This window comes from Spongiactinospora sp. 9N601, assembly GCF_044326295.1.
GTDB lineage: Bacteria > Actinomycetota > Actinomycetes > Streptosporangiales > Streptosporangiaceae > Spongiactinospora > Spongiactinospora gelatinilytica.
Window position 1 is genome coordinate 73,461 of record NZ_JBIRBB010000011.1, and the last position, 26,967, is coordinate 100,427.

Sequence of the window (26,967 nt, forward strand, 5' to 3'; positions counted from 1 at the left end):
ACAACCGTAGGAACCACAGGTGAGATGACCAATGCTCGAACATCCGCACTTTATACGTGAGAGTCTCAGCCGTTAGACTCGTCGGCGTGGACGTGCTCAGTGACGTGGTGGCTCTGATGCGGACCGGGCGGCCGACCTCCGCCCGCATCTCCTGGCGCGCGCCCTGGGGGCATCGCTTCCCGCAGGTGCCCGGCGCGGCCTGCTACCAGGTCGTGCTGCGCGGGTCCTGCTGGCTCATTCCGGACGCGGGCGACCCGATCCCGCTGAGCGTCGGCGACGTGGTGTTCTTCCCGCACGGCGACGCGTACGGCCTGGCCGACGACCCCGGCACCCCCCTCGTCCCGCTCGGCTGCGACCCCCTCGGCGAGCCCCGGTTGTTCGCCTCCGCCGGATTCGGCGGCACGGGGGCCGAGACCGTCACCCTGTGCTGCGGCTACCGCCTCGCCCGCGGCGGGACCCACCCCATCCTGGCCTCGCTGCCCAGCGTGATCCACCTGCCCGCCACGCTGGGCCGCCACCCCGAGCTGCGCGCGGCCGTCGACCTGCTCTCCGGCGAGATCGCCGACCCGCGCCCCGGCGCGGACACCGTGGTCTCCTCGCTGCTGGACACGCTCCAGCTCTACATCCTGCGGGCCTGGTTCGGCGACCGGGGCGACGTCTGCGGCCACACCGGCTGGGCCGCCGCCCTGGCCGACCCCGTGGTCAGCCGCGCCCTCGACGCCATCCACCGCGACCCGGCCCACCCCTGGACCGTCGAATCCCTCGGCGCACACGCCGGCCTCTCCCGCGCCGGCTTCGCCCGCCGCTTCACCACCCTCGTCGGCCGCCCGCCCCTGGCCTACCTCACCTGGTGGCGCCTGTCCGTGGCGGCCCGCCTGCTACGCGAGTCCGACGCCTCGGTCGCCTCGGTCGCCGACCGCGTCGGCTACGGCTCGGAATTCGCCTTCGGCAACGCCTTCAAACGCGAACACGGCCTCGCCCCAGGCCGCTACCGCCGCGAATCCTGCACCCCCATGGAGGTAGGCCGTATCAACTAGTGGCCGTCCTTGATCTGGCTGATGAAGTCGGTCCAGTCGGTGGGGGAGATGCGGAGGGTGGGGCCGGTGGGGTTTTTGCTGTCGCGGATGAGGATGGTTCCCGGGATGTTGGTGGCGACTTCTACGCATTCTCCGCCGTTGTCACCGCTGGCTGTGGCTTTGCGCCAGATGGGGATGTCCTGGGCTAGTTGGCCCATTGCTTCATCATCCTCTCGATGAGTGCCAATGACTCCTTTTGCGAATAAGCGTCATCTCGGATGCTGTCACATCGGGCCGTGAGCCGGGAGAGGAGCCTTGGCTCCGCTGTCACCAATCCATCGCCAGCGGACTGGATCGTGGCAACGTGGACATCGTTGGGCAGGCGCGCCATGGCGAAGGCGCTCAGGAGGCCGGGGGTGCAGCCCGCCGCGATCGGAACCACCTGAATGGTGACGCTGGGATGCTCCGCCGCTTGGAGGAGGAAGTGGAGCTGTTCATGGAGCACTCGCGGACCGCCGACAGGCCTCATCAGGATGGTTTCGTCCATCATGACCCACACGCGAGGTGGTTCGTCCCGGTTGAGAATGTTGCGGCGCTCCATCCGCTGGGCAACTCTCTGCTCCACTTCCTTGGGATGTACCGCTCGCTGGTAAATCGCCCGGGCGTACGCCTCGGTCTGGAGAATGCCCGGTACGAGCATCGGATCCCAGAAGCGGAGGGAAAGCGCCTGGGGCTCCACCTCCAGCCACCTGCCGAACCATCCCATCACGCCCATTTCGCGAATCATGCGCTCGTAGATTCCGGTGAAATGCCGCTTCTTGGTCAGTCCGAAGGCGACGTCGAGCGCTTCGGCCACATTCCGCTTCGGCCGCTTGGTCCCCCGCTCGATATGAGAGATGAGCGTTCGGTGACATCCGATGCGGACTCCCAGTGCCACCTGCGACAGCCCGTACTCCTGCCGCAGCCTGGCCAGCTCCGCCGCGAACAGGGCCTGTGCCGACGCACCGGGCTCGATGCCTCGTCCCATACTTCCTCCCGACCGAGTGTGTGACGACTTGTCGTCATCCTGCGCTGAATTGTGACGACGTGACAGATTTGACGTCACGGTATGTCACCCACCGTCACGCCATAGCTTCCCGTCACGCGCATTGTTACCGGCATTCTGATCGGGCGGCTACTCGTTTCGCATTTCACGTGGCAATGGAATTCGGCGAGTAGTTGTAGGCGTATATAACAAAGTGAGGCGCATCATGACTGTGGGCCGGATAAGCGGCAGTATTCTCCAAACCCAGTACGGTCGGGCAGAAACCCTCAAACTGGTCGCGCTGCCCGATGCGGTGGGCCCCGCTCGGGCGTACTGTGCGGCGACGCTGCGCGGGTGGGGCTACACAGACCCGGACTTCCTGTTCAACGCCGGACTCGTCGTCTCCGAACTGGTGACGAACGCGCTCGAAGCGACCGCCCTGCACGATCCGCCCGAGGCGACGGGCCACCTGCTGGAGGAGGGGTCCCTCGTCAGGCTGACGCTGACCGTCCTGGCCGACCTGCTGTTCATCGAGGTCTGGGACCGCGTGCTCCGCCCGCCCCGGCCGCGATGCGACGTGCCTGACGACGCCACCCGCGGACGTGGGCTGCGGATCGTGGCGGACCTGGCCTGCCAGTGGAGCTACCGCTACTCCGAAGGCCCCTGCGGCCCGTACGGGAAGACCGTGTTCGCCGTGCTCCCGGTGCCGATACGACCGATCGAAGCATCTAAATATTTGGATGTATGATCGGCCGCATGAGGGTACTGGTGGTGGGCGCAGGGGCGCTTGGGCAGGTGTTCGGGGTGTGGCTGGCCGCTGGGGGAGCGCAGGTGGGGTACCTGGTCAAGCCGGGGCGGGAGCGGTGGGGGGAGGGTGGGGTGCCGGTGTACCGGCTCAGGCGGGGTGGGGCGGTGGAGCGGCGGCTTGTGCCGCGGGAGGTGTTGACGGAGCCGGTGCCCGGGGAGTGGGACATGGTGTGGCTGTGCGTCGATTCCACCGCGTTGCGCGGGCGCTGGATGGCGGACCTGCGGGACGCGACCGGATCGGCCACGGTGGTCACGATCACCCAGTCCGGGCAGGACCTGGCGATCCTCGCGGAGGTCTGGCCGCGGGAGCAGATCGTCCAGGTGACGCCGGCCGTGTTCGCGTACCAGGCGCCGCTCGCGGTCGAGGTGCCCAGGCCCGGCATCGCCTACTGGGTGCCGCCCGGGGCCACCCTCGGTGTTCATGGGGGCGAGGCGCGGGTGCGGGAGGTGGTCGCGGCGCTGCGGGCGGGTGGCGTACGCGCCAGGCCGGAACGGCGGGCGGGCCGTGGCGACCTCACCGCCGCACGGATGATGCCCTTCGTCGCCGCGCTGGAGAACGCCACCTGGTCCATCAAGGCCACCAGGTACACGCTGGCCGCCGGGGCCGGCCGTGAAGCGCTCGCGATCATCGCGGCGCGGCACGGCAGGCGTCCCCCGCCCGGCGTACCCGCCTGGGCCGCCGCGGTCGCGCTGCGCGTGTTGCCGAGGATCGTCCCGTTCGACCTGCCCGCCTACCTGCGGACGCACTTCACGAAGGTCAGCGCGCAGACGGGCCTGATGCTGCAAGAGTGGATCGAGGAGGGGGCGGTCCGCGGGCTGCCCGCCGCCCATCTCAAGGCACTGAGCGCAGGGAGGTCCTGATGCCCGGCGAGGGCCCGGCGAGCGAGGTGCTGCGCCTGTTCGGCGTGACCCGGCCGCTGTTCATCGCGCTGGGCGACGAGCGGCGCCAGGAGATCATCGTGTTCCTGCTGGAGTCCGGCGCCGCGCGCAGCGTCGGTGACGTCGCCGCCCGGCTGGGGCTGTCCCAGCCCGCCACCTCACACCACCTGAAGATCCTGCGCGACGCGGGCCTGCTCACCGTGCAGCGGATCGGCGCGCAGCGCCTGTACGCGCTCAACGGGGCCGACTACGCACGCCTGCTGACCCCGCTGCGCGACCTCACCGCCACGATCATCGCCTGTGCAGCGGCACCCGATCGTCCCGATGCCGCTTCGGGCGGGCGGTGATGCGGCGCGAGATCGGCCTGACGCCATCGGCCTACCGGCAGCGGTTCGGGCCGCGCCCCGAGCCGGGGACGCCGTCACGACGGCGTCTGGCCGGTCACCCCCGGATAGCCGCCGGCCCTGTGCCCGGTGCCCGCCGGGGGATCAGGCCATGGCGAGCATCAGGGCGAAGTCGCCCGCGGGGTCGGTGTACAGCTCGACAGGGGTGAAACCGGCGGCCTCCAGCTCCGCCGCCAGCGGCTCCGGGCGGAACTTCGCGCTGATCTCGGTCCGCATCTCCTCACCGGCCGCGAAGGCCACGTCGAGCCCGAGGTCGGCGACGTGGGCGCGCATCGCGCGGGTGGCGCGCAGCCGCATCTCGATCCAGTCGTTCCCCTCGTCGTACCGGGCGACGTGCTCGAACGCGTCAGGGTCGAAATCGGCCCGCAGCTCCCGGTTGATCACACGCAGCACGTTGCGGTTGAACTCGGCGGTCACCCCGGCCGGGTCGTCGTAGGCGGCGACCAGCCGCCCGGTGTCCTTGACCAGGTCGGCGCCGAGCAGCAGCGAGTCGCCGGGGTCGAGCGTGTCGCGCAGGCCCTTCAGGAACACCTCGCGGGGGGCGGGCTCCAGGTTGCCGATCGTCCCGCCGAGGAAGGCGACCATCCGCCGGCCGGTACGCGGCAGCAGCCCGAGATGACGCTCGAAGTCGGCGCACACGGCGTGCACCTCGATCCCGGGGTAGCGCGCCGCCACCCGCTCGGCGGCCTCGCCCAGCGTCACCGCGTCCACGTCCACCGGCAGGTAGGCGCGCAGCCCGCGAGTGGCGAGCGCGTCGAGCAGCAGCACGGTCTTCTCGCTGGTGCCCGAGCCCAGCTCGACCAGGGTGTCCGCGCCGCTGCGCACGGCCACGTCGGTGGCGTGCGCGCGCAGGATGGACAGCTCCCGGCGCGTCGGGTAGTACTCGGGCAGCCTGGTGATCCGGGTGAACAGGTCGCTGCCCGCCGCGTCGTAGAACCACTTGGGCGGCAGCCACTTCGGCCGCGCGGAAAGGCCGGACCGGACGTCGCTTTCGAGGGCCTGACGCAGGTAGGCGGGGTCGAGATGGTCGGTCAGCCGGACGTTGGGCATGGTGTCGCGCACGTGGTCTCCTGGGTCGGTGGGTCACAGCGGCTCGACGCGCACGCCGCCGGGCGTCACGAGGACGAGACGCCGGTCGGGTACGGGCCGCCAGCTCGGCCGGTCGGACAGCGGCTCGCTGGCCACGAGCACGCCGTCCTCGCCCGTGTCGTCCACGTAGAGCGTGTCGCCCCACGTGGTGGCCGCGACGGTGGCGCCGTCGCAGGCCAGCAGGTTGAGCCGGCCTTCGGGATCTTTGGTCCCGGCATGGGTGACGACCTCGGCGAGGGCGTCGCCGAGCGGTGCGCCGCCGCGCACCCGTGCGAAGACCGCGGCGGCCACCCACGCCGCGTCGCACGTGCTCTCGGCCGAATCGACCAGCGAGCGGACGGCCTCGGCCCGCACCCGGCCGTTGTGGCTGAGCAGCAGCCGCCCGTCGGCGAACGGCGCGGTCGCGCTCTCCTCGATCGGCATGCCGATGGTCGCCGATCTGACCGCCGCGATCAGGCAGCCCGAACGGGCCGCCCTGGCCAGCCCCGGCAGGTTGGCGTCGGTCCAGATCGGGATCGACCGGCGGTAACGCACCGCCTCACCGGAGACGGGGTCGTACCAGCCCATGCCGAACCCGTCGGCGTTGATCACGCCGTGCCGCTGCATCCGCGGCGCGTACGACTGCCGGACCAGGCCGTGTTCCGGCTCATCCAGCAGGGCGGCCAGGCTGCGCGACGGCCCCAGCCAGGCCGCGTGCCGGCACATCTAGCCGGCCTCGCCGGGGGCGGCGGTGCGGGCGCAGCGGAAGCCGGTGAAGATCTGCCGCCTGATCGGATAGTCCCAGTTGCGGAAGGTGGTGCGGACCGCCGCCGGGTCGGCCGCCCACGACCCGCCGCGCAGCACCCGGTATTCCTGGCCGAAGAACACCTCGCTGTACTCGCGGTAGGGGAAGCTGCGAAACCCCGGATAGCCGGTGAACCAGGAGCCGGTCCACTCCCACACCTCGCCGATCATCTGCTCGGTCCCGTAGGCGCCGGCCCCGCCGGGGAAGGCCCCGAGCGGGGCGGGACGGGCCGCGAGGTGCCCGAGGTTGGCCAGCCCCGGGTGCGGCTCGGTGTCGCCCCAGGGATATCTGCGCGCCCGGCCGGCCGCCGGGTCCCAGCCGCACGCCTTCTCCCACTCGGCCTCGGTGGGCAGCCGCTTGCCCGCCCAGCGCGCGTAGGCGTCGGCTTCGTACCAGCTCACGTGCTGCACCGGCTCATCCGGCGGCACTGGCTCGGTGCGGCCGAAGCGGGTCCGCCACCAGCCGTCGCCCTCCTTGGACCAGAACAGCGGAGCGGAGATCGCCCCTTCGGTCCGCCAGCGCCAGCCCGCCGGATCCCACAGCCGCTCGTCGTCGTAGCCGCCCGCCTCGATGAAGGCGATGTAGGCGGCGTTGCCGACCGGCAGCCGGTCGATCCAGTAGGCCGGTAGATCGACCCGGTGGGCGGGGCGCTCGTTGTCGTAGGCCCACGGCAGCGTGCTGGTGCCCATCTGGAAGGGGCCCGCGGGGACCAGCACCTCGTCAGGCCCGCGCCCCGGACGCGCGGCGGGCAGGTCGCCCTCGCGGACCAGGCCGGGCCTGCCGGACAGTTGCAAGGTGGCCAGCATCGTCTCGTCGTGCTGGTGCTCGTGCTGGATCACCAGGCCGAACACGAAGCCCGCCCGGCGCAGCGGATCGGGGTCGGTGAAGTCGATCGCGTCGAGCACGTCGAGGGTGCGACCGCGCACCCCGCCGATGTACCGTCTGGCCTCGTCGGGGCCGAGGATCGGCAGCGACGGGCGGTCCTTCCTGGGGTGTTTGAACGCGTCGTAGATGTCGTCGATCTCCGGGCGCAGCGGGGTGATGCCGCCCGCCTCGCGAAGCACCCACAGCTCCTCGTAGTTGCCGATGTGCGCGAGGTCCCAGACCAGCGGCGACATCAGCGTGGAGTGCTGGCGCAGCAGCACGTCGTCTTCCGCCGAGGTGTAGGCCAGCGACCGGTCGCGCACCGTGAGGAGCTGCGCCGCGATCCGCTCCTTGAGGCGGCCGGCGTCGAGGTCGGTCACCGCGTCAAGGTTGCTCACCATGATCTCCCATTCCCGTGTGTCATCCCTTGCGTGCCTTCGAGCAGGTCGGTGGCCGGGGAGCGGCCCGCGGCGACGCGCTCGGCGAACATGGCGACCTTCGCGGTCAGCTCCACGGGCGCGCCGAGCCGGGGGAGGGCGGCGAGGGCCGCCGCGAAGCACTCCGTGGCCGCCCGCCTGATCCGCGGGTCGGCCAGCCCGTCCCGTGAGGCGTGCCGCCACAGCCACCGGCAGGGCTCGGCCGCGGCGAGCGCGGCGTCGGCCGCCCGGTCGTCGGTGATCAGCGCGTGCGTCACCGCCACGCACACCGGCCAGTCGTCGGGGTGCTGGGCGTCGAGGTAGCGGACCTCCAGCCAGCCGCGCGGGCGGACCGGCGGGAACAGCGTGGTCGCGTGGTAGGCCAGATCGGCCCCGGTCGGGGGCGGGCCCGGCGCGGCCAGCCAGTCGCCGAACGTCGAGCCGTCGGCGACCGGGTGGAACCGATCGCCCTCCCTGCGCAGCATCACCCGGGCGGCCAGCAGGTAGTCGGTCCAGGCCGACACCGGGTCGCCGGTCGCCCGGACCGGGGAGGTGCGGGTGCTGTCGAGGTTCTCCCACACCGCCTGGCGCCCGGACATCCAGCCGCACGGCCGCCCGCCGCTGAGCGGGGAGTTGGCGAACGCGGCGGTCAGCACCGGGCCGAGCGCGTGCGCGCGCTCCCAGCGCACCGCGGGCCGGTCGCCGAGATCCAGGTTGACCTGCACGGACGCGGTACTGCACATCATCAGCGGGCCGTACGGCCCGCCGAAGAACGCGGCCATCGCCTCATAACGCGGCTCGCGAAGCTGCCTGTGGGCCCGGCGTACCGGGTCGAGGCCCACGCCGGCGAGCCGCAGCCCGGCCGCGCCCAGCACCGCCCGGGCCAGCGCGACATCGGCCGCGACCCGCTCGATCGCGGCGGACAGCGGAGCGGCCGGACCGGACAGCTCCAGTTGGCCGCCGGGCTCGAAGGTGACCCGGCAGCCGCCGGGCAGCACAGGGTCACCCGGGGGTAAGGCCAGGGCCTCGGCCACCCGCCGGATCGGCACGTGCAGATCCGCGGACGCGCGGTCGTAGACCAGGAACTCCAGCTCTACCCCGACCATGCCGTCACCGTCGCCGCCGTCGAAGCAGCGCCGCGCGAAATCCTCGACATCGGAGGCGTCGTGGAGCGGCGCGTCGTCGATCGCAGGAGCCGCCATGCTCATCCCCCCTCGCCGGTGGTCACGGATCTACAGACCCGCGAGACCCCGCGGCGTTACAGGGGGAGGCGGCAAATTTCGGGACAGGAACCCGTCAACCGCGGCGCGCCGCGCGGAAGGCGCTCAGCAGCCGGTCGCGGGTGACAGGGGAGAGGGACGTGGCGGGGAGGTCACGCATGGCGGCGATCGTGGCGCGGAACTGGGCGATGTGGCGCGTGCAGTCCGCGCAGCCCCTGGTGTGCTCCTCCAAGGCCCGCCTGGCGTCGTCGGCGAGGTCGTCATCCAGATAAGCGGTGACGTGCTCGCCGACCTCCGCGCAGCTTAACCGTTTCACGTCAACGACCGCCTTACCCTTCTGGGACTGAACCGCTTCATCTGCGACTACCGTCTCACGTTCCGGAACCGACCCGATTCGTTACCGCCGTACTGCGTCTAGCGTCTCATCGCCTCAAAGTAATCTTCCAGCCGCTTGCGAACCGCCGCCCTGGCGCGGTGGAGCAGCACGCGCTGGTTGGCCGCTGAGATGTCCAGAATGGCGCAGACCTCCTCGGAGCTGCATCCTTCCACGTCGCGCAGGGTGATCACGCTGCGCTGCCGGGCGGGCAGCGTGGCCAGCGCCGCCGCGATCCGGCCGCGGACCTCCGAGGCCAGGATCTCGCCCTCGGGGACGGACCAGGCGGCGGGAAGATCCTTCCAGCCCGGGGGAAGGGGGGAGCGGTCGCCGGCCGGGCCCGCGCCGTCCAGGGCGGGCTCGTCGTCCCGGTCGAACGCGCTGCTCCACGGCACCGTGCGGCTCTCCCTGGCGCCCCGCTTCTTGGCGGTGTTCACCAGGATGCGGTAGACCCACGTCTTGACCGACGAACGCCCCTCGAACCCGTCGATCCCCCGGATCACCGCCAGCCAGGTGTCCTGCACGACCTCCTCGGCGGAGTCGCTGGTGGACACGTAGGATCTGGCCAGCCGCAGCATCCCCCGCGACCAGGTGTCCAGCAGCGCCGCGAACATCGTCTCGTCCCCGGCGCGCAAGGCCGCGGCGACGACGTCGTCCGGGGGCAACCCCACGATCTCTCCTCCCGGTCGGGGCGTATGCAGCCATCATGACATCGCCGTCCGACACTTCCACGTCGGTGTTGTGGGCGGGACTCCTGTGCTGGACTGAGGCACGGATCGCGGGGTAGCCGCTCACGGTAGGCGCGACCGAGTGAGGTGAGGACGATGCGCGGGCTGGACGGCGGCGCCCGGGCCGAACCGCATGAGCCGTACGACGAGACCGATCTGCTCGGCCAGTACCTGCTGCAGATCGGCCGGACGCCCCTGCTGACCGCCGAGGAGGAGGTGGAGATCTCCCGGCGCATCGAGGCCGGCCTGTACGCGCGCCACCTGCTCGACGCGGGGGACACCGGGGACGAGGAGCGCAGGGCGGCCCTGGCGGCGGTGGCCAAGGACGGCGAGGCGGCCAAGGACCACATGCTCCGCGCGAACCTGCGGCTGGTGGTGTCGGCCGCCAAGAAGTACGCCCACCGGGGCTGGCCGATGCTGGACGTGATCCAGGAGGGCAACCTGGGCCTGATCCGGGCGGTCGAGAAGTTCGACTACGCCAAGGGGTTCAAGTTCTCGACGTACGCGATGTGGTGGATACGCCAGGCCATCGAGCGCGGCCTGGCCGACAAGACGCGTAACGTGCGGCTCCCCGTCCACGTCGTGGACCGGCTGTCCAAGATCCACCGGATGGAACGCCACCTGCTGACCCGCCTGAACCGCGATCCCACCGACGAGGAGGTCGCCAGGGCGGCCGGGATGTCCGTGCCGGATCTGCTCGAACTACGCCGGGTCGGCCACGACACCGTCAGCCTGGACACCCCGATCGGCGACGGCGAGGACACCAGGGTCGGCGACCTCATCGCCGACACCGAAGTGGTCCCGGTCTCGGACCTGATGGAGTACCAGGCGCTCGCCCAGGAGCTGCGCGCCCTGGTGGACACCCTCCCCGAACGCGAGGCGTTCATCGTCACCCTGCGCTACGGCCTGAACGACGGCAAGACCCACACCTACCAGGAGATCGGCGAGCGGCTGGGGCTCACCCGTGAGCGCATCCGCCAGCTGGAGCGCCAGGCGTTGCGCTCGCTGCGGTCGCCGGAGCACGTCCAGCCCCTCCTGGACTGGGCGAGCTGACCGGCTTTGCCGGGCCTTTCGCGGGCCCGCCGCATACAACGACATGGTGGGGTACGTCCCCGGGCATGCCACGAATTCTCGCGGAATCTCTCATCGAACGGCTGGCCGAGTGGGGCGTCGACACCGTGTTCGGACTCCCGGGCGACGGCATCAACGGCATCATGGAGGGCCTGCGGCGGCACCGGGACAAGGTGCGGTTCGTGCTGGTCCACCACGAGGAGGCCGCCGCGTTCATGGCCACCGGACACGCCAAGGCCACCGGCAGGCTCGGAGTGTGCCTGGCCACCTCCGGTCCCGGCGGGCTGCATCTGATGAACGGCCTCTACGACGCCAAACTCGACCACGTGCCGGTGCTGGCGATCACCGGCATGCAGGAGACCTCGGTGCTGGGCACCGGCTACCAGCAGGAGGTTCACCTGGAGCGCCTGTTCGCCGACCTGGCCGAGTACAACGAGCTGGTCACCAATCCGGTGCAGCTCCCCGCGCTGGTGGACGCCGCGGTACGGCACGCCTACGCGCGGCGCGGCGTCGCCCACCTCACGCTGCCCAACGACCTCCAGGTGGCCGACGCGGACGCCGACCCGTGGCAGCACGTGGCCCCGGCGCGCCCGCCGCACACCGCGCCGGTGTACCTGCCGCCGCCCGGACGTCCCCGCGAGGAGGACCTGCGGCGCGCGGCGGCGGTGCTCAACGCCGCCGAACGCCCCGCGCTGCTGGTGGGCGCGGGCGCGCTGCACGCCAGGCAGGAGGTGCTGGCGGTGGCCGAGGCGCTGTCCGCGCCGGTGATCAAGACGCTGCCCGGCAAGGCGGTGATCCCCGACGACTCGCCGTACACCACGGGCGGGCTGGGGCTGCTCGGCACCCGGCCGAGCGAGGAACTGGTGGACGACGTGGACGTGCTGTTCATGGTGGGCACCAACTTCCCCTACACCCAGCACCTGCCCCCGGCGGGCGCGACCCGGGTGGTGCAGCTCGAAGCCGACCCGGTGCGGGCGGGGGCGCGGCTGCCCACCGAGGTGCCGATGATCGGCGACGCCAAGGAGGGGCTGCGGGCGCTGTTGCCGCTGCTCGACCGCAAGCGCTACACCCGCCATCTGGCGAAATATCAGGCCAAGATGGCGGCCTGGCGGGCCGACATGCGCGCGCTCGAAAGCGCCGACCGGGACCCTGTCGCGCCGCAGTACCTCGTTTCGGTGCTCGACCGGCTCTGCGCCGACGACGCCATCCTGACCTGCGACAGCGGCACGGTGGCCACCTGGGCGGCGCGGCACTGGACGGTGCGGGACGGCCGGGAGTTCTACCTGTCGGGCAACCTCGCCAGCATGGCCCCCGGCCTGCCGTACGCCATCGCGATGCAGCACGCCTTCCCGGGCCGCCAGGTCATCGCCTACATCGGCGACGGCGGGTTCGCCATGCTGATGGCCGAGTTCCTGACCGCGGCCCAGCACCGGCTGCCGATCAAGGTCGTGGTGAACAACAACAACTCCCTCGGGCAGATCCTGTGGGAGCAGATGGTGCTGGGCTACCCCGAGCACGGGGTGCGGTACGCCGAGCCGTGGTCCGACTTCTCCGGGTGGGCGCGGTCCTGCCGCGGCTACGGCGCCAAGATCAGCAAGGCCGCCGACGTCGAATCGGCCGTCGCCGAGGCCCTTGCCTTCGACGGGCCCGCGCTGGTCGACGTGGACGTCAACCCGGACGAGCCGCCGCTGCCCGGCAAGGTCTCCTACGAGCAGGCCAAGAAGTTCGCCCAGGCGTTCCTCAAGGGGCAGCCGCGCCGGGCCTCCATCGCCACCACCTTGTTCAAGGACCGCATCCAGCAGATGGGGGACTGACCCGCCTTCCCGCGCCGGGAAAACCCGTGGCGCGGGCGCGTCCCGCCCTGTCACCTTTGGCCTGGGGGACGAAGGAGGCGGAACGCCATGGCGTCGATCGTCATCTGCGGCGGGGGCCCGATCGGACTGGCCTGCGCCCTGTTACTGGCCCGCGACGGGCACTCGGTCACCGTCCTTGAGGCGGACCTGGCCGAGCCGCCGGCCGATCCCAGGGCGGCCTGGGAGTCCTGGGAGCGCAGGGGAGTGGCGCAGTTCCGCCAGCCGCACAACGTGCTGCCCAGGTTCTGGCGGATCGCGGAGCGCGAGTCACCCGAGGTGATCGACCTGCTGACGGAGGCCGGGTGCGCGTGGGCCGACCCGCTGTTCCCGATGCCGCCGGCGATCACCGACAAGGCGCGGCGGCCCGGCGATGACCGTTTCCTGTTCATGCCGGTCAGGCGCGCGGTGCTGGAGTCCGCCCTCGCGCTCGCCGCGGCGCGGCGGCCCGGCGTGACCGTGCGGCGCGGCGTCCGGGTCACCGGCCTGCTGGGCGCGCCCGCCGCCGTCCCGGCCGTCACCGGGGTCCGTACGTCGGGCGGCGAGGAGATCCGCGCCGATCTGGTGGTGGACGCGATGGGCCGGGGCACGCCGTCCTCGGCGTGGCTGACCGCGCTGGGTTCGGCGGGGCCGCGCACCGAGCCGGAAGACCACGGCTTCGCGTACTACACCCGCTACTTCACCGGGCCGGAGCATCCGGTGCGGATGGCGCCGCCGTACACCCAACTGGGCACGTTCGCGCTGCTCACGATCCCGGGCGGGCACGACACCTGGTCCGTCACCTTCGTCACCGGCCGTGGTGACGCGCCGCTCAAGCACCTACGCGACCCCGAGCGCTTCGCCAGGGCGCTGCGCGCCTGCCCGGCGCATGCGCACTGGGGGGCGGGCACGCCCGTCACCAGGGTGCTGGCGATGGCCGGGGTCCTGGACCGCAGGCGGCGGTTCACGGTGGCCGGCCGCCCGGTGGCCACCGGGTTCGCCGCCGTTGGCGACGCGAGCGCCTGCACCGCCCCCACCGCCGCGCGCGGCCTTTCCGCCGGGCTCATCCAGGCCGAGGCCCTACGCGATCTGGTACGGGGGCGGACGGCGGGCGGGCTCGGCGGCGAGGAGTTCGCGACCGCGTGGGAGGAGACCACCGAGCGGCTGACCGGGCCCTACTACATGGACCAGATCGCCACAGACCGGGCGCGCGCCGCCGAGATGGCCGCACTGCGCCAAGGGCAGGTCCCGCCGCCACGGCGGGACACCGAGATGGCCCGGCTGGAGGCCGCGGCGACCCACGACGCCGACGCCTTCCGCGCCCTGGCGGAGGCGGCCACCTGCCTGGCCACCCCCCAGGAGGTGCTGTCCCGCCCGCCCCTGACCGCCCTACTGGACCGGCTCCCACCGGCCACCCCAAGGCCCCTGCCCGCCCCCGCCCGCAGCGAACTGCTGGCCCTGCTCACCAACGACCCGGCGCCCACAGGCCCCTGACCCCGTTCCTGGCCGTGGTGAGCCGCTCGCGGCCGGGTGGCGGCCCGGCGGGCCTGCCACGGTGACGAAGGCTCCTGACTGCGCTCCTGGCCGCAGGGCGCTGCTCGTGGGCACGGCGGATCCCTGACCTCGTTCCTGGCCGTGGTGAGCCGCTCGGGGGCGGGTGGCGGCCCGGCGGGCCTGCCACGGAGGCGAGGGCTCCGGGCCGCAGGGGGCTGCTCGTGGGCGGTGACGGCCCGGCGTGGCCGGGAGCCGGTGACGGCGGGTCCCTGACCTCGTTCCTCTCCTGGGGTTGCTTCCGCGCCGTCAGGCGGACTTGTCGCGGCGTTCGGATCCGCGGTCGAGATGGTCGCGGGGCACCAGGGTCGGGTTGACGTTGTCCAGTACGGTGTCGCGGGTGACCACGACCCGGGCCACGTCGTCGCGGCTCGGCACCTCGTACATCACGTTGAGCAGGACCTCCTCGACGATCGCCCGGGTGGCCCGCGCGCCGGTGCGGCGCAGCAGCGCCTGGTCGGCGATGGCGCCGACGGCGTCGTCGTCGAAGACCAGCTCGACGCCGTCCAGCTCGAAGAGCTTCTGGAACTGCTTGATCAGCGCGTTGCGCGGCTCGGTGAGGATCCGCGTCAGCGCCGTGCGGTCCAGCGGCTGGAACGTGGTGACCACGGGCAACCGCCCGACCAGCTCGGGGATCAGCCCGAACTTCAGCAGGTCCTCCGGCATGACCTCCGCGTAGGGGTCGCCGGTCTCACGGTCCTGCCCGGTGCGCAGCGTCGCGCCGAACCCGGCGCCCTTGTGCCCGGCCCGCTGCTCGATGATCCGGTCCAGGCCGGCGAACGCGCCGCCCACGATGAACAGCACGTTGGTGGTGTCGATCTGGATGAACTCCTGATTGGGATGCTTGCGCCCGCCCTGCGGCGGCACCGAGGCGGTGGTGCCCTCCAGGATCTTCAGCAGCGCCTGCTGCACACCCTCACCGGAGACGTCCCGGGTGATCGACGGGTTCTCGCTCTTGCGGGCGATCTTGTCGATCTCGTCGATGTAGATGATCCCGGTCTCGGCCTTCTTGACGTCGAAGTCGGCCGCCTGGATCAGCTTGAGCAGGATGTTCTCGACGTCTTCGCCGACGTAACCGGCCTCGGTCAGCGCGGTCGCGTCGACGATCGCGAACGGCACGTCGAGCATCCTGGCCAGCGTCTGCGCGAGGTAGGTCTTGCCGCAGCCGGTGGGCCCGATCAGCAGGATGTTGGACTTGCCCAGCTCGACCGGCTCCTCGTGCGAGGAGTCGCGCCTGCTGCGCCCGCCCCCCGACCGGATGCGCTTGTAGTGGTTGTAGACCGCCACCGACAGCGACTTCCTGGCGTTCTCCTGTCCGACGACGTAGCCCTGCAGGAACTCGTTGATCTCCTGCGGCTTGGGCAGATCACCGTGCCCGGTGTCGGCGGTCTCCTCCAGCTCCTCCTCGATGAGCTCGTTGCACAGCTCAACGCATTCGTCGCAGATGTAGACACCGCCGGGACCCGCGATGAGCTTGCGGACCTCTTTTTGGCTCTTGCCGCAGAACGTGCACTTCAGCAGATCACCGCGGTCACCGATGCGTGCCACTCGGAACGTCTCCTCTATGGGGGTCAGAGGGTCACGGGCGACGCCGCCAGGCGCCGGATGCCCGAGTCGGGGGCGCGCACCCCGCCTTCCGATGGTACGGCGAGTGCGCGGCGGACGATGCGCCCCGGCGGAATAGTGGACGCCATTTGGGCCGGTCCGCTCGGCTCATGCTTGCGGATGAGAGGCCGGCATCGCCGTACCGGCCTTCGTGCTGGGCTTTTGAGGCACGGTACCCCGGAAGATGCGCGCATGCAGACGAAACGCTGGTACGTGAGGGGGAAGCCTCCCATCCTTATGGCCGATGGCCGTGGGCCGCCGGGGGACCGGAGAATCTGGACGTCGAGATCAAGAACCCACGCCGGTGATTGGAGATCACGTGCGTAGAACGGTTCCGTTGCTCGCCGCCGCCCTGGCCGCCCTGGTGGGGTTATCCCCGCTCGCGCCCGCCCAGGCGGCTCCCGCGGCGCCCGCCGCCCCCTCCGGTAGCCCGTCGGTCGCCTGGCAGCCGTGCCGGGAGGACCCGACGGCCGATTGCGGCACGCTCGCCGTACCCGTGGACTGGAAGAACCCGGGCGGGCCCACCATCGACCTGGCCCTGGCCCGGCGCAAGGCCACCGACCCCGCGGCCAGGGTCGGCTCGTTGCTGATCGATCCCGGCGGCCCGGGCGGCTCAGGGGTCGACTTCGCCCTCGCCGCCGGCACCTACTTCAGCGCAGAGCTGAACCGCCGCTTCGACATCGTCGGCTTCGACCCGCGCGGTGTGGCCAGGAGCCGGCCCATCGTCTGCTCGGCCGAACTCGCGGGTCAGGCCCCCTACCCGGTCATCAAGAGCCAGACCGAGTTCGACGCCTGGCGTGACTTCGCCAATCGGCTGCGCGCCGACTGCCGGGCCCGCACCGGGCCGCTGTTCGACCATGTGGACAGCGGCAGCGTGGCCCATGACATGGACGCCATCCGCGCCGCGCTCGGCGAGGAGAAACTGACCTACTACGGCATCTCCTACGGCACCCTCATGGGGCAGATGTACGCCGAGCGGTTCCCCGGCCGGGTCCGCGCCCTCGCCCTGGACAGCAACATGGACCACAGCCTGGGCACCGGTCCCTTCCTCTACACCGAGGCCCACACCGCCCAGGACTCCTTCGACGAGTTCGTCAAGTGGTGCGGCGAGGAGAGCCGGTGCGCGCTGCGCGGCCGGGACGTGCGCGCGTTCTGGGCGAGCCTGCTGGACCGCGCCGACCGCGGCGAACTCAGGTTCCCCGGCGAGCCCGACTACCGGCTCACCCGGCTGGACGTGATCGGCATCGCCTTCAGTGCCTTCTACGGGCCGGCGTGGTACGAGCTGGCCGAACTCCTCGTGGCCATCGACGCCGGCGCGCAGCGCCCGCCGGCCTCGGCGGCCCGCCTGGCGGCGCACGCCCCGGAGCGGCGGCACGCGGGGACGGCTCCGGACGAGGTGGAGATCCCCACCCAGGTCTTCTGCGAGGACTTCCGGCTGCCAGTGCGCGACTACAAGGAGTACGCCAAGCACCTGCGTCGCTCCAAGGCCATCGCGCCGGACATGGAGCTCAGCCCGGCCGCCGTCTCGGTCCTCGCGTACTGCCTGAGCGAGCCGGACCCGATCCCCAACCCGCAGCACCGCCTGCGGGTGAGCGGCACGCCGCCGCTGCTGCTCGGCAACGCGCTGCACGACCCGGCCACCGGCTATGTGTGGGCGGTCAACGCCGCCGCCCAGATCGGGAAGGAGGCCCGGTTCGTCACGTACGAGGGCTGGGGACACGGCATCTACGGCCGTGGTGAGTGCACCACGGGCGCGATCGACGACTATCTGATCTCGCTCAAGCCGCCGGCGCGCGGGACACGGTGCGCGGCCGTACCGCCGGAGCCTCCGGCCACGGCCCAGAACAGGTCCCGGCCGCGACCGCCCGCGTCGCCGCTGCTGCCGCACGTTCCGCTCTGGTGACGCCACACCGCTGAACCGGCGGACGCGAACACCGTGAAGGCCCGGCCCTTTGGAAGGGCCGGGCCTGTGCGGATAATCGATCCGGCGGCAATCCAGGAATATCGCGCCACTGTTTGACGTGGCGGATAATCGCGATTAGCATTGTGCCTGCAAAGAACGGTGGTTCATGGCGGGGCGTCAGGTCCCCGGCCGCCGGACGGACGAGACGGCAGGAGTCAGATGATGAACAGGGAGGCGGCGGTCACCGTGGCCCGCTTCACCTGCGATCTGGGCCTCTCGTCCTGTTGTCGCGCCTGACGCGCGCCCATCTCTCTTTCTCGTACCGCCTGCCGGCGGTGATCCCCATGGTCGGCATGGCCGTTTTCATGCCGTCTCGGAAAACATTTCCGCGCTGTGCGGATTTGTAATTCCTTCGCGCTTTCCGATGGCCCGAAAATCGACAATGAGCCCGCCGTGGCGCGAATGGAGGGCTCACAAACGGCCGGCCGTACGCCGGCGCGTGTGACACATATGGCCGTGTGCCCGAGTGGTTGAGGGAACCGCCTGCAAAGCGGTGTACGCCGGTTCGATTCCGGTCACGGCCTCCGATCACGCCCCCCGCCCCGCGCGGGGGGCGTTCGCCGTCCACAGGGCGACCGCCCAGCTCAGCGCTCGATGGCGGGTGTGAAAATGTCGGTGGGGAGCGACATCATGACATCATGAGCGACGCCCTCGCGACGACCCCCGCGGTCTCCGCACCCGTGCCCCCAGCGCCTGCGACCAGCGCGCCCGCGATCACCGCGATCTCCGGCGAGACCGCCTACGCGGAGGCGGTGCGACTCGCCCTCGACGCCGCGGCGGCCTATTACCGTGACGGCACCTCCGCGCTCGACGACGACGCCTACGACCGGCTGGTGCGCGGCATCGCCGCCTACGAGCGGTCCCACCCGGGGCAGGCGCTGCCCACCTCGCCGACCGGCAAGGTGGCGGGCGGGGCGGTGGTCGGCGACGTGCCGCACACCGTCCCGATGCTCTCGCTCGACAACGTCTTCGGCGCGGGGCAGCTCGCCGACTGGGCCGCGTCCCTGGAGCGCAGGCTGGGCCGGCCGGTCGAGGCGTGGAGCGTCGAGCCCAAGCTCGACGGGCTCGCGGTCTCGGCCCGCTACCGCCACGGCCGCCTGACCCAGCTCGTCACCAGGGGCGACGGCAGCGCGGGCGAAGACGTCTCGCACGCGATCGGCACCATCGTGGGCCTGCCCGGCGAGCTGGCCGAGCCGCACACCGTGGAGGTGCGCGGCGAGGTGATGATGATGGCCGAGCAGTTCGAGGCGGCCTGCGCCAAGCGCCGCGCGCACGACGGCACGACGTTCGCCAACCCGCGCAGCGCCGCGGCGGGCACGCTGCGCGCGCAGGACCGGCCCTACGTCTGCGAGCTGACGTTCTTCGCGTACGGCCTGCTGCCCCCGCCCGGCGACGAGTCCGAGTTCGCCACGGGGCTGCGCGAGATGCGGCACAGCGCGGTCATGGCGTGGGCCGCCGGGCAGGGCGTGCAGACCACCGCCGCCACGCCCGTGGCCGGCGTCGTCGCCACCACCCTCGACCAGGTCAACGAGCGCGTCGAGCAGATCGCCGCGGCCCGCGCCGGGCTGGCCTTCGCGATCGACGGCATCGTGATCCGCTGCGACCTGGCCGCCGACCAGGCCCAGGCGGGGTTCAGCTCGCGCGCCCCGCGCTGGGCCATCGCCTACAAGCTGCCCGCGGTGGAGAAGATCACCAAGCTGCTCGCCGTCGAGTGGAACACCGGGCGCACCGGCATCATCGCGCCCCGGGCCGTGCTCGAACCGGTCGAGCTCGACGGCAGCATCGTCACCTACGCGACCCTGCACAACGTCGCCGACATCGCCCGCCGCGGCCTCATGCTGGGCGACAGCGTGGTCGTCTACAAGGCCGGCGACGTGATCCCGCGGGTGGAGGCCCCGGTCGTCCACCTGCGCACCGGGCAGGAGCGCCCGATCGAGATCCCGGAGGTCTGCCCGTCCTGCGGCGACGCGATCGACGCCTCCCAGGAGCGGTGGCGCTGCGTGCGCGGCCGGGCCTGCCGGGTGATCACCTCCGTCAGCTACGCGGTCGGCCGCGACCAGCTCGACATCGCCGGCCTGGGCGAGAACCGCATCCTGCAGTTGCTGGAAGCCGGGCTGATCGCCGACTTCGCCGACCTGTTCTACCTCACCGCCGACCAGGTGCTCGGCCTTGAGCGGATGGGCGAGCTCAGCACCACCAACCTGCTGGCCGCCATCGAAGAGGCCAAGGGCCGCCCGCTCAGCCGGGTGCTGTGCGCACTCGGGGTCCGCGGCACCGGCCGCTCGATGAGCCGCCGGATGGCCCGCCACTTCGGCTCGATGGACGCCATCCGCGCCGCCGACGCCGAGGCGATCCAGGCCGTCGAGGGCATGGGCCCGGAGAAGGCCCCCGTCGTGGTGGCCGAGCTCGCCGAGCTGGGGCCGGTCATCGACAAGCTGGTGGCGGCCGGGGTCAACCTGACCGAGCCCGGTGTGACCCCACGCCAGGCGGAAGACGAGGAGGAGGCGGCCGTCTCCGCCGACCTGCCACTGTCGGGAAAGTCGGTCGTCGTCACGGGCGCGATGAGCGGCCCGCTGGAGACGTTCTCCCGCAACCAGATGAACGAACTGATCGAACGAGCCGGCGGCCGCGCCTCCTCCAGCGTCTCCGCCCGCACCGACCTCCTGGTCGCGGGTGCGAAGGCCGGCTCCAAGCAGGCCAAGGCCGAAAGCCTCGGCATCCACATCCTCACCCCGGAAGAGTTCGCCGCCCTGCTCACCGACATCCTCTGACCATCCACCCGATCCCTCCGGCACCGGCCCCACTACAGGAACGGGGGTATGAGCAGTGCCCGAGGCGCCTCACTCCGAAGGTGGACGCAGCCGAGGGTGATGTCTCCCACCGCCCTTCCCGCGTAAGGCGGAAATACGCGGCAGGGGCGGTTCGGCGGTTGTCCGGCAAGCGGTGGATCTTGTGGGCGAAGCCGCAGCGTGCGGTGGGCCAGGGCGCACTGCGCCGATGCGCTGCCGGAGCGGGTGGATCTTACGGTGTTGAGCCGGAGATGCGCGCCGCGGGCCTGCCTGAAGGTGAGGTCCCTACCGCCGTTCATGTGTAGGCGGACACACCCGGCGACAGCCTCTCGCGGAGTAGTGGAACTTTCTCGCAGTCGGAGCGGGCGACCTGCACTATGTCCAGATTTGGGGTTCCCACTTACGCCGCCCGGTGGGCGGGACGCCATCTGGGTGGCGGAGCCTGAGGGGTGTGCCGGGGCCTGCGCACACGTGATTCCATCGCCACGGTGGGTGGCGGGCCAGCGCGTACTACACCGACGAGCGGTCATGTTCCCGCATCGATGGGCGGGGGCGGGCCGGTGGCGCTGAGTGCTCGCTCGCGCCCGGGGGGTGGTGGCCATAACACGAAGTGCTGGAAAGACGTTCCCCCGGTTGGGGCGGCTTCCGGGTGCCGGGCCGGTGTGGGCGTACCCGGTGTCCTGGTCACGAGGCCGAGGGGGGCGGGTCGGCCGTGCCGCCCGGATCGGTGTTCGGGAGGGTGCCCGATAGCACGGGGGAGGGATCTGTTTGACCTTTTCTAGTTAAGAAACTTTCCTTTAGTTTGGGGGCACCCCTCCAGCCAGAAGGATGCGTGACATGCGAAAACTGATCACAGTCGTGTTCACGGTGCTCGTCGCCGTGGGGGCGACGGTGTTCGTGGCGCCCCCCGCCTCGGCGCACGGCTTCATCTCCGACCCACCGAGCCGCCAGGCCAACTGCGCGGCCGGAAAGGTCAGTGACTGCGGCGACATCATCTGGGAGCCGGACGCCGTCGAAGGTCTCAAGGGCCAGCGCAACTGCAGCGGCGGTGACGGCCGCTGGGCGCCGCTCGACGACGACTCCAAGGCATGGCCCGTCGCCAACGTCGGAAACACCGTGAACTTCAAGTGGATCATCACGGCCAACCACTCCACCAGCACGTGGGAGTACTTCATCGGGGACACCCGGGTCGCGGTGTTCAACGACCACGGCAGGCAGCCCGGGACCAGGGTGACCCACACGGTGAACCTCGGTGGCCACACCGGGCGGATCAAGCTGCGCGCGGTCTGGAACATCGCCGACACCGCGATGGCCTTCTACAACTGCGTGGACCTCCAGGTCGGCCCGGGCGGCCCCCAGCCCACTCCCACCCCGACCGTGACCCCCACGGTCACCCCGACGCCCACGCCGACCCCCACCGTGACGCCCACCCAGGGCCCCGCGGGCGACTGGACGTCCGGCACCGCCTATGCCTCCGGTGACCAGGCGATCTACAACGGCGCCACGTATCAGTGCCTGCAGGCGCACACCGCCCTGGCCGGTTGGGAACCGCCCAACGTCCCGGCCCTCTGGCAACGCCGGTGACGAGCGCGCCGCCCACCGCCTGAGCATCGCCGCCCGGCGCGCGAGCAGCCGGCCTCCCCCATGGCCCACAGGAGGCCGGCCCTCGGCGCACGTTCGCGCAGGCCCCGGCGCCCGCCCCGGGCAATGCCGTTTCCACCCACGCCGCGGCGGGGCATCTGGGGGTTGGCGGAGATTACGGCGTGAGTGGCGGGCTTCGAGGAGAATGAGGGTTCTCGTGGCTCGCTTCCGCACAGTGGGCTGGAGGGTACCTCCCATTCAGCGACACGGTGAGCCTCGCTCGCTTGAGGTTGGGAGGGCTGGCATGGCCGAGGCCGTGCAGGTGGCCGATGGGTTCGCCGGTATCCAGGTGGTGGAGCGGTCGTTTCTGCTGCTCGAACACCTCGCCGCCGCCGGAGGCTCGATGTCGTTGACCGAGTTGACCGAGGCGTCCGGATTGCCGGCCACCACCATTCACCGCATCCTGCGGACACTGGTCGCCGGCGGGTACGTCAGGCAGGAGACCTCGAAGATCTACACGCTCGGGCCAAGGATGATCTTCATTGGGCGGGTCGCCGGCGCCTTCCTCGGAGCCTGGGCGCGGCCGTACCTCGGACGGCTGGTCGAGCGGGTCGGCGAGACCGCCAACCTGGCGGCGATGGACGCCGACGAGGTCGTGTACCTCGCTCAGGTCGCCTCGCAGCGGCACATGTTGCGGATGTTCGTCGATGCCGGGCGGCGGGTCGCGCCGCACGCCACGGCCGAGGGCAAGGTGCTGCTCGCGCAGGCCACCGACGCACAGATCCGCCGCCTGATCGCGGACCACGGGCTGCCCGCGCAGACGTCGCGCACGATCACCGAGGAATGGGCCCTGATGCGGCAGATCGAGCTGGTGCGCGAGCAGGGGTACGCGGTGGACGACGGCGAGCAGGAACTCGGCGTGCGGAGCGTGGCCGTGCCGGTTCCCGGGGCGCCGCGCGATCTCGCGCTGTCCGTCTCCGGGCCGGAGGCGCGGCTGTCCATGCCCGGCCTTTCCGAACTGGTGCCGATCCTTCAGGAGACGGCCATGGAACTCGGCCGCCTTTGACCCGTCCCTGGAGCGGGCCGCCCCCGCCGTAGGCTCGTGGCGTGCAGTGGACCACGCGGGCGCGGGCCGTGGCGATCGGCGCGGGAGTGCTCGCCTGCGCGCTGGCGGGCCTGCTCATCACCCCGGACGCCGGGCCCGTCACCGTCGCGTCGGCGCTGGTCGCCTGCGCGTCGGCCGCCACCGTGCTCGGCGCGCCACCCGCGCGCCGCCGCGCCGTACCCGTCCTGGCCGTGCTCGCGCCGCTCTCGGCAGGGGTGAGCCTCACCACCGGTCCGCCCGTGGCCGGGGCGTGGGCCTACCTGGAGACCCTCGCGCTGCTGCTGGTGCTGATCATCGTGGTCAGGGACGCGCCGGTACGGCACGCCGTGGCCGCCGGCCTGGCGGGCGGATCGGCCGGCGCGCTGCTGATCCTGCGCGTGGTCCCGGCCTCGTCCGTCCTGGAGGCGGTGGGCCTGTGCGCCTTCTGGGCACTGGGCGCGATCGGGGCGGCGGCGATCGGCGCGCACCTGCGCTGGCTGGATTCGGTACGGGTGCGGTCGGTGGCCGCGGCCCGGCGGGCCCAGCGGCTGAACCTGGCCAGGGACCTGCACGACTTCATCGCGCACGACCTCGGCGAGATGGTCGTCCAGGCACAGGCGGGCCAGGCCGCGCGCGACCATGAGCGGGAGGCGCTGCGCCACATCGAGGCGACCGGGCGGCGGGCCCTGACCTCGCTGAGCGCCACGGTCCGCGCCTTGCACGACCTGGACGAACGAGACGAGCCGGGCGACGACGCCGCGCCCGGGCTCGGCGAGCTGCCCCGGATCGTGGCGGGCTTCGCCGCGGCGGGCACCATCCCGGCCACGCTCACCCTGGACCCTGGACTGGCCGGACGGCTGCCCCGGCGGGTGAGCACGACCGTCGCGAGGATCGTGGTCGAGGCGCTGTCCAACGTACGGCGGCACGTCCCCGACGCCGAGTCCGTACGCGCGACGATCTCCCGTGCCGGCCCGAACGTGGTGACGAGCGTCGTCAACGGCCCCGGCCGGGGCGCCCCGGCCCGCCCGCCCTCCACCAGGCTCGGCCTGCCGGCCCTGGAGGAGCGCGTCAGATCCCTCGGCGGGACCTTCGCCGCCGGGCCGCATCCGCACGGCGGATGGCAGGTCCTGGCCGAGATTCCGGTGGATACACTGCTGCCCGATGGCTGAACCGGACCTGACCGTCCTCATCGCGGACGACCAGCAGATCGTCCGCGCCGGGCTGCGGCTGATCCTGGAGAGCCAAGGCGTCGTGGTGGCCGGAGAGGCGGGCGACGGGGCCGAGGCGGTGGCGGCGGCCCGGCGGCTGCGCCCTGACGTGGTCCTGCTCGACATCGAGATGCCCCGCCTGGACGGTATCGAGGTCACCCGGCTGCTGGCCGCCGACGGCCTGCGGGTGGTGATCCTCACCGCCTTCGACACCGACGACTACGTCTACCGGGCGCTGCGCAACGGCGCCTGCGGCTACGTGCTCAAGCACAGCGGCCCCGCCCTGCTGGTCGAGGCGCTGCGCGCCGCGGTGGCGGGCGACGCCCTGATCAGCCCGTCGATCACCGTGAGGCTGCTGCGGCACCTCACCGGGCCCCTCCCCAAAGGCGCCGTCGCGGGCGAGCCGTTGACCGGGCGCGAGGCCGAGGTGCTGCGGCTGCTGGCGCGCGGCAGGTCCAACGACGAGATCGCCGCGGCCATGTTCATCGCGCCCAGCACGGTCAAGACGCACGTGCAGAGCATCCAGCGCAAACGCGGCGCGCGCAACCGCATCGAACTGGCCGCCTGGGCCTGGGAGACCGGCCAGGTCGAGTGACGCTCACGCGGGATCTCCCCCCTGGCGGGGACCCGGGTCCCCGCCGCGGGGGAGGCGGCGGCGGGGCTGGCCGGTGGACGCTGGGGCCATGGCGATCACGAGGCTACGGCCCGAGCGGGTCCTGCGCGGGTGGCCGGTCTGGACCGCGTACGCGGCGCTGGGCTGGTCGGTGGTGTACGCCGCCCTCGGGGTGTTCTGGGCGGCGGGCGGCGGCGGCTTCCCCTTCGGGGCGGCCGATGTCAACGCGGAGGGACACGGGCGGCTGCTGGCCGGGGCGACCGCGCAGGTCACCGGGCCGGTCATGGCCGGGCTCGGCACGGCGGGGGCGGTCATCGCCTGGGCGATGGCCCGCCGGGCCCGGGGGCCACGGCCGGTCTTGCTGCTGTCCGGCTGGGGCCTCGCCGTGCTCCTGACGCTTGTCCTGCCGGAGATCCGCGCGCTGCACCTCGCGCTGTTCCCGCTCATCTTCCTCACCCTCGACAAGATGGACTGGCCGACGGTGAACTTCCTCATCCTGATGGCGGGCGGCTTCGCCTGGGCCGCCGCCACCCTGGCCTACCAGCGGGCGAGCCGGTCGGCGTGCGCGCACTGCGGCCGCCGGGCCGGCCACCGCACGGGGCGCGGCGCGGCGTGGCTGGTGCGCCACCGCCGGGCGCTCACCTACACGGCGGTCGCCGCGCCGTGGGGGTACGCCGTGGTGCGGCTGGCCTGGGTGCTGGACATCCCGCTCGGCGTGCCCGCGGAGTTCCTGCGGCACCTCGCGACCGCCAACGGCGGGGCGGGCGCCAAGGGCATGGAACTCATCCTGATCGGCATGTGCGCCGCCGGGTCGGTGCTGACGGCGGGGCTCGTCCACCGCTGGGGCGAGGTGTGGCCGCGCTGGGTGGTGGGCCTGGCCGGCCGCCCCGTCCCGGTGGCCGTGCCCGTGGTGTGCGCCGGGCTGGCCGCGTGCGCGACGATGGCCGTCGGCCTGTCCTGGGCGCGCGGCCTGCCCGACCTCATCGCCGGCGGCTGGTCCATCGACGTCTACGGCTACCGGGTCGGACCGGTCTTCGCCCTGCCCATCCCGTCCTTCCTGCTGTGGGGCGGCACGCTCGGGCTCGCCGCCCTGGCCTGCTACTACCGGCGCCGGGGGGAGTGCCGGCACTGTGCCGCCGCGATCACGCGCTGATCGGCTCGTCGGGGGCCGGGGTGGCGAGCATCGCGCTGCGGGCGGCCCCGAGCAGGCCGGACTGGCGTCCGAGGGCCGACGGTTGTACGGTCAGCCGGCGGACGAAGCCGAGGGTGCTGAAGCGCTCGACATGGCGGCGCAGCGGGGTGAACAGCAGGGGACCGGCCGCCGAGACGCCGCCGCCGATCACCACGCGGTCGAGGTCGCACAGTGTGGCCGCCGCGACGATGCCACGGGCGAGTGCCTGGGTGCCCTGGTCGAAGGCGGCCAGGGCGATCGGGTCGCCGCGCCCCGCGTCGGCGGCCAGGCCGCGGGCGTCGGTGCCGGTCCAGCCGTGCCGCCGGGCCCAGCGGACCATCGACGGGCCGCTGGCGTACGCCTCGACGCAGCCGGCGGCCCCGCAGGTGCAGGACGGCCCCGCCGGATCGACGACGGTGTGCCCGAGGTGCCCGGCGTTGCCGCTCGGCCCCGGGTACGGCACGCCGTTGAGCACGAGCCCGCCGCCGATGCCGGTCGAGACCACGATCCCGAGCATCGACACCGACCCACGCCCCGCGCCGCGCCAGTGCTCGCCCACCGCCGCCGCGATGCCGTCGCCCACCAGCGTGACCGGGACGCCGGGCACGATGCCGGCGGCCAGTTCGACCAGCGGGAAGTCCCGCCACGCCGGGATGTTGACCGGGCTGACCGTGCCGCGCCGCAGGTCGAGTGGACCGGCCGAGGCCAGCCCGACCGCGCTCGGACGCACCCCTCCGGCCACCGACGTGAGCAGTGTGCGCAGGGCCTCGCCGATCAGGGGCTCGTTCGCCGGGGTGGCGGTCTCGGCGTGCCTGCGCACCGTGCCGTCCGGGCCCACCAGCCCGGCGGCGATCTTGGTGCCGCCGATGTCGACGGCGAGCACGGCTTGGTGGTCCAT

Annotated in this window: 24 protein-coding genes and 1 tRNA gene; 15 read left to right on the forward strand and 10 right to left on the reverse strand. The window is 72.2% G+C overall.

The window, feature by feature from the left end; all coding sequences use genetic code 11:
- Positions 1 to 86: 86 nt before the first annotated feature.
- A complete protein-coding gene (locus tag ACH34R_RS26060; protein WP_397564147.1) occupies positions 87 to 1,037 on the forward strand; it encodes an AraC family transcriptional regulator in 951 nt (316 codons plus the stop codon).
- On the opposite strand, the gene ACH34R_RS26065 is transcribed toward ACH34R_RS26060, so the two are convergent.
- Together ACH34R_RS26065 and ACH34R_RS26070 are read right to left on the reverse strand one after the other, a co-directional pair.
- The gene (locus ACH34R_RS26065) at positions 1,034 to 1,234 is read right to left on the reverse strand and encodes a DUF397 domain-containing protein (RefSeq protein WP_397564148.1); all 201 of its coding nucleotides are present in this window, start codon (positions 1,232 to 1,234) and stop codon (positions 1,034 to 1,036) included. The genes ACH34R_RS26060 and ACH34R_RS26065 overlap by 4 nt on opposite strands.
- Positions 1,222 to 2,043, reverse strand: a complete 822-nt coding sequence (locus ACH34R_RS26070; RefSeq protein WP_397564149.1) for a helix-turn-helix transcriptional regulator — start codon at positions 2,041 to 2,043, stop codon at positions 1,222 to 1,224. The genes ACH34R_RS26065 and ACH34R_RS26070 overlap by 13 nt, the downstream gene beginning before the upstream one ends.
- 223 nt (positions 2,044 to 2,266) lie before the next feature.
- Between ACH34R_RS26070 and ACH34R_RS26075 the strand changes: the two genes are divergently transcribed.
- The 3 genes from ACH34R_RS26075 to ACH34R_RS26085 are packed head-to-tail and all read left to right on the forward strand — an operon-like array spanning position 2,267 to position 4,073.
- The gene (locus ACH34R_RS26075; protein ID WP_397564150.1) at positions 2,267 to 2,788 is read left to right on the forward strand and encodes an ATP-binding protein; all 522 of its coding nucleotides are present in this window, start codon (positions 2,267 to 2,269) and stop codon (positions 2,786 to 2,788) included.
- 8 nt (positions 2,789 to 2,796) lie between these two features.
- Complete coding sequence (locus ACH34R_RS26080; protein ID WP_397564151.1) at positions 2,797 to 3,708, forward strand: ketopantoate reductase family protein; 912 nt, start codon at positions 2,797 to 2,799, stop codon at positions 3,706 to 3,708.
- A complete protein-coding gene (locus ACH34R_RS26085) occupies positions 3,708 to 4,073 on the forward strand; it encodes an ArsR/SmtB family transcription factor (RefSeq protein WP_397564152.1) in 366 nt (121 codons plus the stop codon). The genes ACH34R_RS26080 and ACH34R_RS26085 overlap by 1 nt, the downstream gene beginning before the upstream one ends.
- 141 nt (positions 4,074 to 4,214) lie before the next feature.
- Here the strand turns inward: ACH34R_RS26085 and egtD are convergent, their stop codons facing one another.
- The 6 genes from egtD to ACH34R_RS26115 form a co-directional block, all read right to left on the reverse strand.
- A complete protein-coding gene (gene egtD, locus ACH34R_RS26090) occupies positions 4,215 to 5,180 on the reverse strand; it encodes an L-histidine N(alpha)-methyltransferase (RefSeq protein ID WP_397564345.1) in 966 nt (321 codons plus the stop codon).
- A 33-nt stretch (positions 5,181 to 5,213) separates the two neighbouring features.
- Positions 5,214 to 5,924 (reverse strand): ergothioneine biosynthesis protein EgtC, encoded by a 711-nt coding sequence (gene egtC / locus ACH34R_RS26095; RefSeq protein ID WP_397564153.1) that lies wholly within the window; start codon positions 5,922 to 5,924, stop codon positions 5,214 to 5,216.
- Positions 5,925 to 7,268, reverse strand: a complete 1,344-nt coding sequence (egtB, locus tag ACH34R_RS26100) for an ergothioneine biosynthesis protein EgtB (RefSeq protein WP_397564154.1) — start codon at positions 7,266 to 7,268, stop codon at positions 5,925 to 5,927.
- Positions 7,262 to 8,485 (reverse strand): ergothioneine biosynthesis glutamate--cysteine ligase EgtA, encoded by a 1,224-nt coding sequence (gene egtA / locus ACH34R_RS26105; RefSeq protein ID WP_397564155.1) that lies wholly within the window; start codon positions 8,483 to 8,485, stop codon positions 7,262 to 7,264. Before egtA ends, egtB begins: the two co-directional genes overlap by 7 nt.
- 94 nt (positions 8,486 to 8,579) lie before the next feature.
- The gene (locus ACH34R_RS26110) at positions 8,580 to 8,819 is read right to left on the reverse strand and encodes a zf-HC2 domain-containing protein (RefSeq protein WP_397564156.1); all 240 of its coding nucleotides are present in this window, start codon (positions 8,817 to 8,819) and stop codon (positions 8,580 to 8,582) included.
- Positions 8,820 to 8,917: 98 nt separating this feature from the next.
- Positions 8,918 to 9,547, reverse strand: a complete 630-nt coding sequence (locus ACH34R_RS26115; RefSeq protein WP_397564157.1) for an RNA polymerase sigma factor — start codon at positions 9,545 to 9,547, stop codon at positions 8,918 to 8,920.
- Positions 9,548 to 9,700: 153 nt separating this feature from the next.
- On the opposite strand from ACH34R_RS26115, the gene ACH34R_RS26120 reads away from it, so the two are divergent.
- The 3 genes from ACH34R_RS26120 (at position 9,701) to ACH34R_RS26130 (ending at position 13,998) form a co-directional block, all read left to right on the forward strand.
- Positions 9,701 to 10,657, forward strand: a complete 957-nt coding sequence (locus tag ACH34R_RS26120; RefSeq protein ID WP_397564158.1) for a sigma-70 family RNA polymerase sigma factor — start codon at positions 9,701 to 9,703, stop codon at positions 10,655 to 10,657.
- Positions 10,658 to 10,722: 65 nt separating this feature from the next.
- On the forward strand, positions 10,723 to 12,489 hold the full coding sequence (locus ACH34R_RS26125) for a thiamine pyrophosphate-binding protein (RefSeq protein ID WP_397564159.1): 1,767 nt from the start codon (positions 10,723 to 10,725) through the stop codon (positions 12,487 to 12,489).
- 87 nt (positions 12,490 to 12,576) lie between these two features.
- A complete protein-coding gene (locus tag ACH34R_RS26130) occupies positions 12,577 to 13,998 on the forward strand; it encodes an NAD(P)-binding protein (protein ID WP_397564160.1) in 1,422 nt (473 codons plus the stop codon).
- A 306-nt stretch (positions 13,999 to 14,304) separates the two neighbouring features.
- Here the strand turns inward: ACH34R_RS26130 and clpX are convergent, their stop codons facing one another.
- Complete coding sequence (gene clpX, locus ACH34R_RS26135; protein ID WP_397564161.1) at positions 14,305 to 15,603, reverse strand: ATP-dependent Clp protease ATP-binding subunit ClpX; 1,299 nt, start codon at positions 15,601 to 15,603, stop codon at positions 14,305 to 14,307.
- Positions 15,604 to 15,979: 376 nt separating this feature from the next.
- On the opposite strand from clpX, the gene ACH34R_RS26140 reads away from it, so the two are divergent.
- The 8 genes from ACH34R_RS26140 to ACH34R_RS26175 all read left to right on the forward strand — a co-directional run bounded on the left by ACH34R_RS26140 (position 15,980) and on the right by ACH34R_RS26175 (position 26,051).
- Complete coding sequence (locus ACH34R_RS26140) at positions 15,980 to 17,563, forward strand: alpha/beta hydrolase (RefSeq protein ID WP_397564162.1); 1,584 nt, start codon at positions 15,980 to 15,982, stop codon at positions 17,561 to 17,563.
- A gap of 512 nt (positions 17,564 to 18,075) precedes the next feature.
- Positions 18,076 to 18,147 (forward strand) — tRNA-Cys (locus ACH34R_RS26145).
- Between the two features lie 114 nt (positions 18,148 to 18,261).
- Entirely contained in the window at positions 18,262 to 20,394 is a 2,133-nt protein-coding gene (gene ligA / locus ACH34R_RS26150; RefSeq protein WP_397564163.1) for an NAD-dependent DNA ligase LigA, read from the forward strand.
- Between the two features lie 855 nt (positions 20,395 to 21,249).
- Positions 21,250 to 21,996 carry a lytic polysaccharide monooxygenase gene (locus ACH34R_RS26155; RefSeq protein WP_397564164.1) on the forward strand — a complete coding sequence of 249 codons (747 nt, stop codon included), beginning with the start codon at positions 21,250 to 21,252 and terminating at the stop codon, positions 21,994 to 21,996.
- A gap of 301 nt (positions 21,997 to 22,297) precedes the next feature.
- Positions 22,298 to 23,059 carry an IclR family transcriptional regulator gene (locus ACH34R_RS26160; protein ID WP_397564165.1) on the forward strand — a complete coding sequence of 254 codons (762 nt, stop codon included), beginning with the start codon at positions 22,298 to 22,300 and terminating at the stop codon, positions 23,057 to 23,059.
- 41 nt (positions 23,060 to 23,100) lie between these two features.
- Positions 23,101 to 24,246 (forward strand): sensor histidine kinase, encoded by a 1,146-nt coding sequence (locus tag ACH34R_RS26165; protein WP_397564166.1) that lies wholly within the window; start codon positions 23,101 to 23,103, stop codon positions 24,244 to 24,246.
- Positions 24,239 to 24,880: a response regulator gene (locus ACH34R_RS26170; RefSeq protein WP_397564167.1), complete on the forward strand. Its 642-nt coding sequence runs from the start codon at positions 24,239 to 24,241 to the stop codon at positions 24,878 to 24,880. The genes ACH34R_RS26165 and ACH34R_RS26170 overlap by 8 nt, the downstream gene beginning before the upstream one ends.
- Positions 24,881 to 24,968: 88 nt before the next feature.
- Positions 24,969 to 26,051: a hypothetical protein gene (locus ACH34R_RS26175; RefSeq protein ID WP_397564168.1), complete on the forward strand. Its 1,083-nt coding sequence runs from the start codon at positions 24,969 to 24,971 to the stop codon at positions 26,049 to 26,051.
- Here the strand turns inward: ACH34R_RS26175 and ACH34R_RS26180 are convergent.
- Positions 26,041 to 26,967, reverse strand: a complete 927-nt coding sequence (locus ACH34R_RS26180) for an ROK family protein (RefSeq protein ID WP_397564169.1) — start codon at positions 26,965 to 26,967, stop codon at positions 26,041 to 26,043. The two genes, ACH34R_RS26175 and ACH34R_RS26180, sit on opposite strands and share 11 nt — an antisense overlap.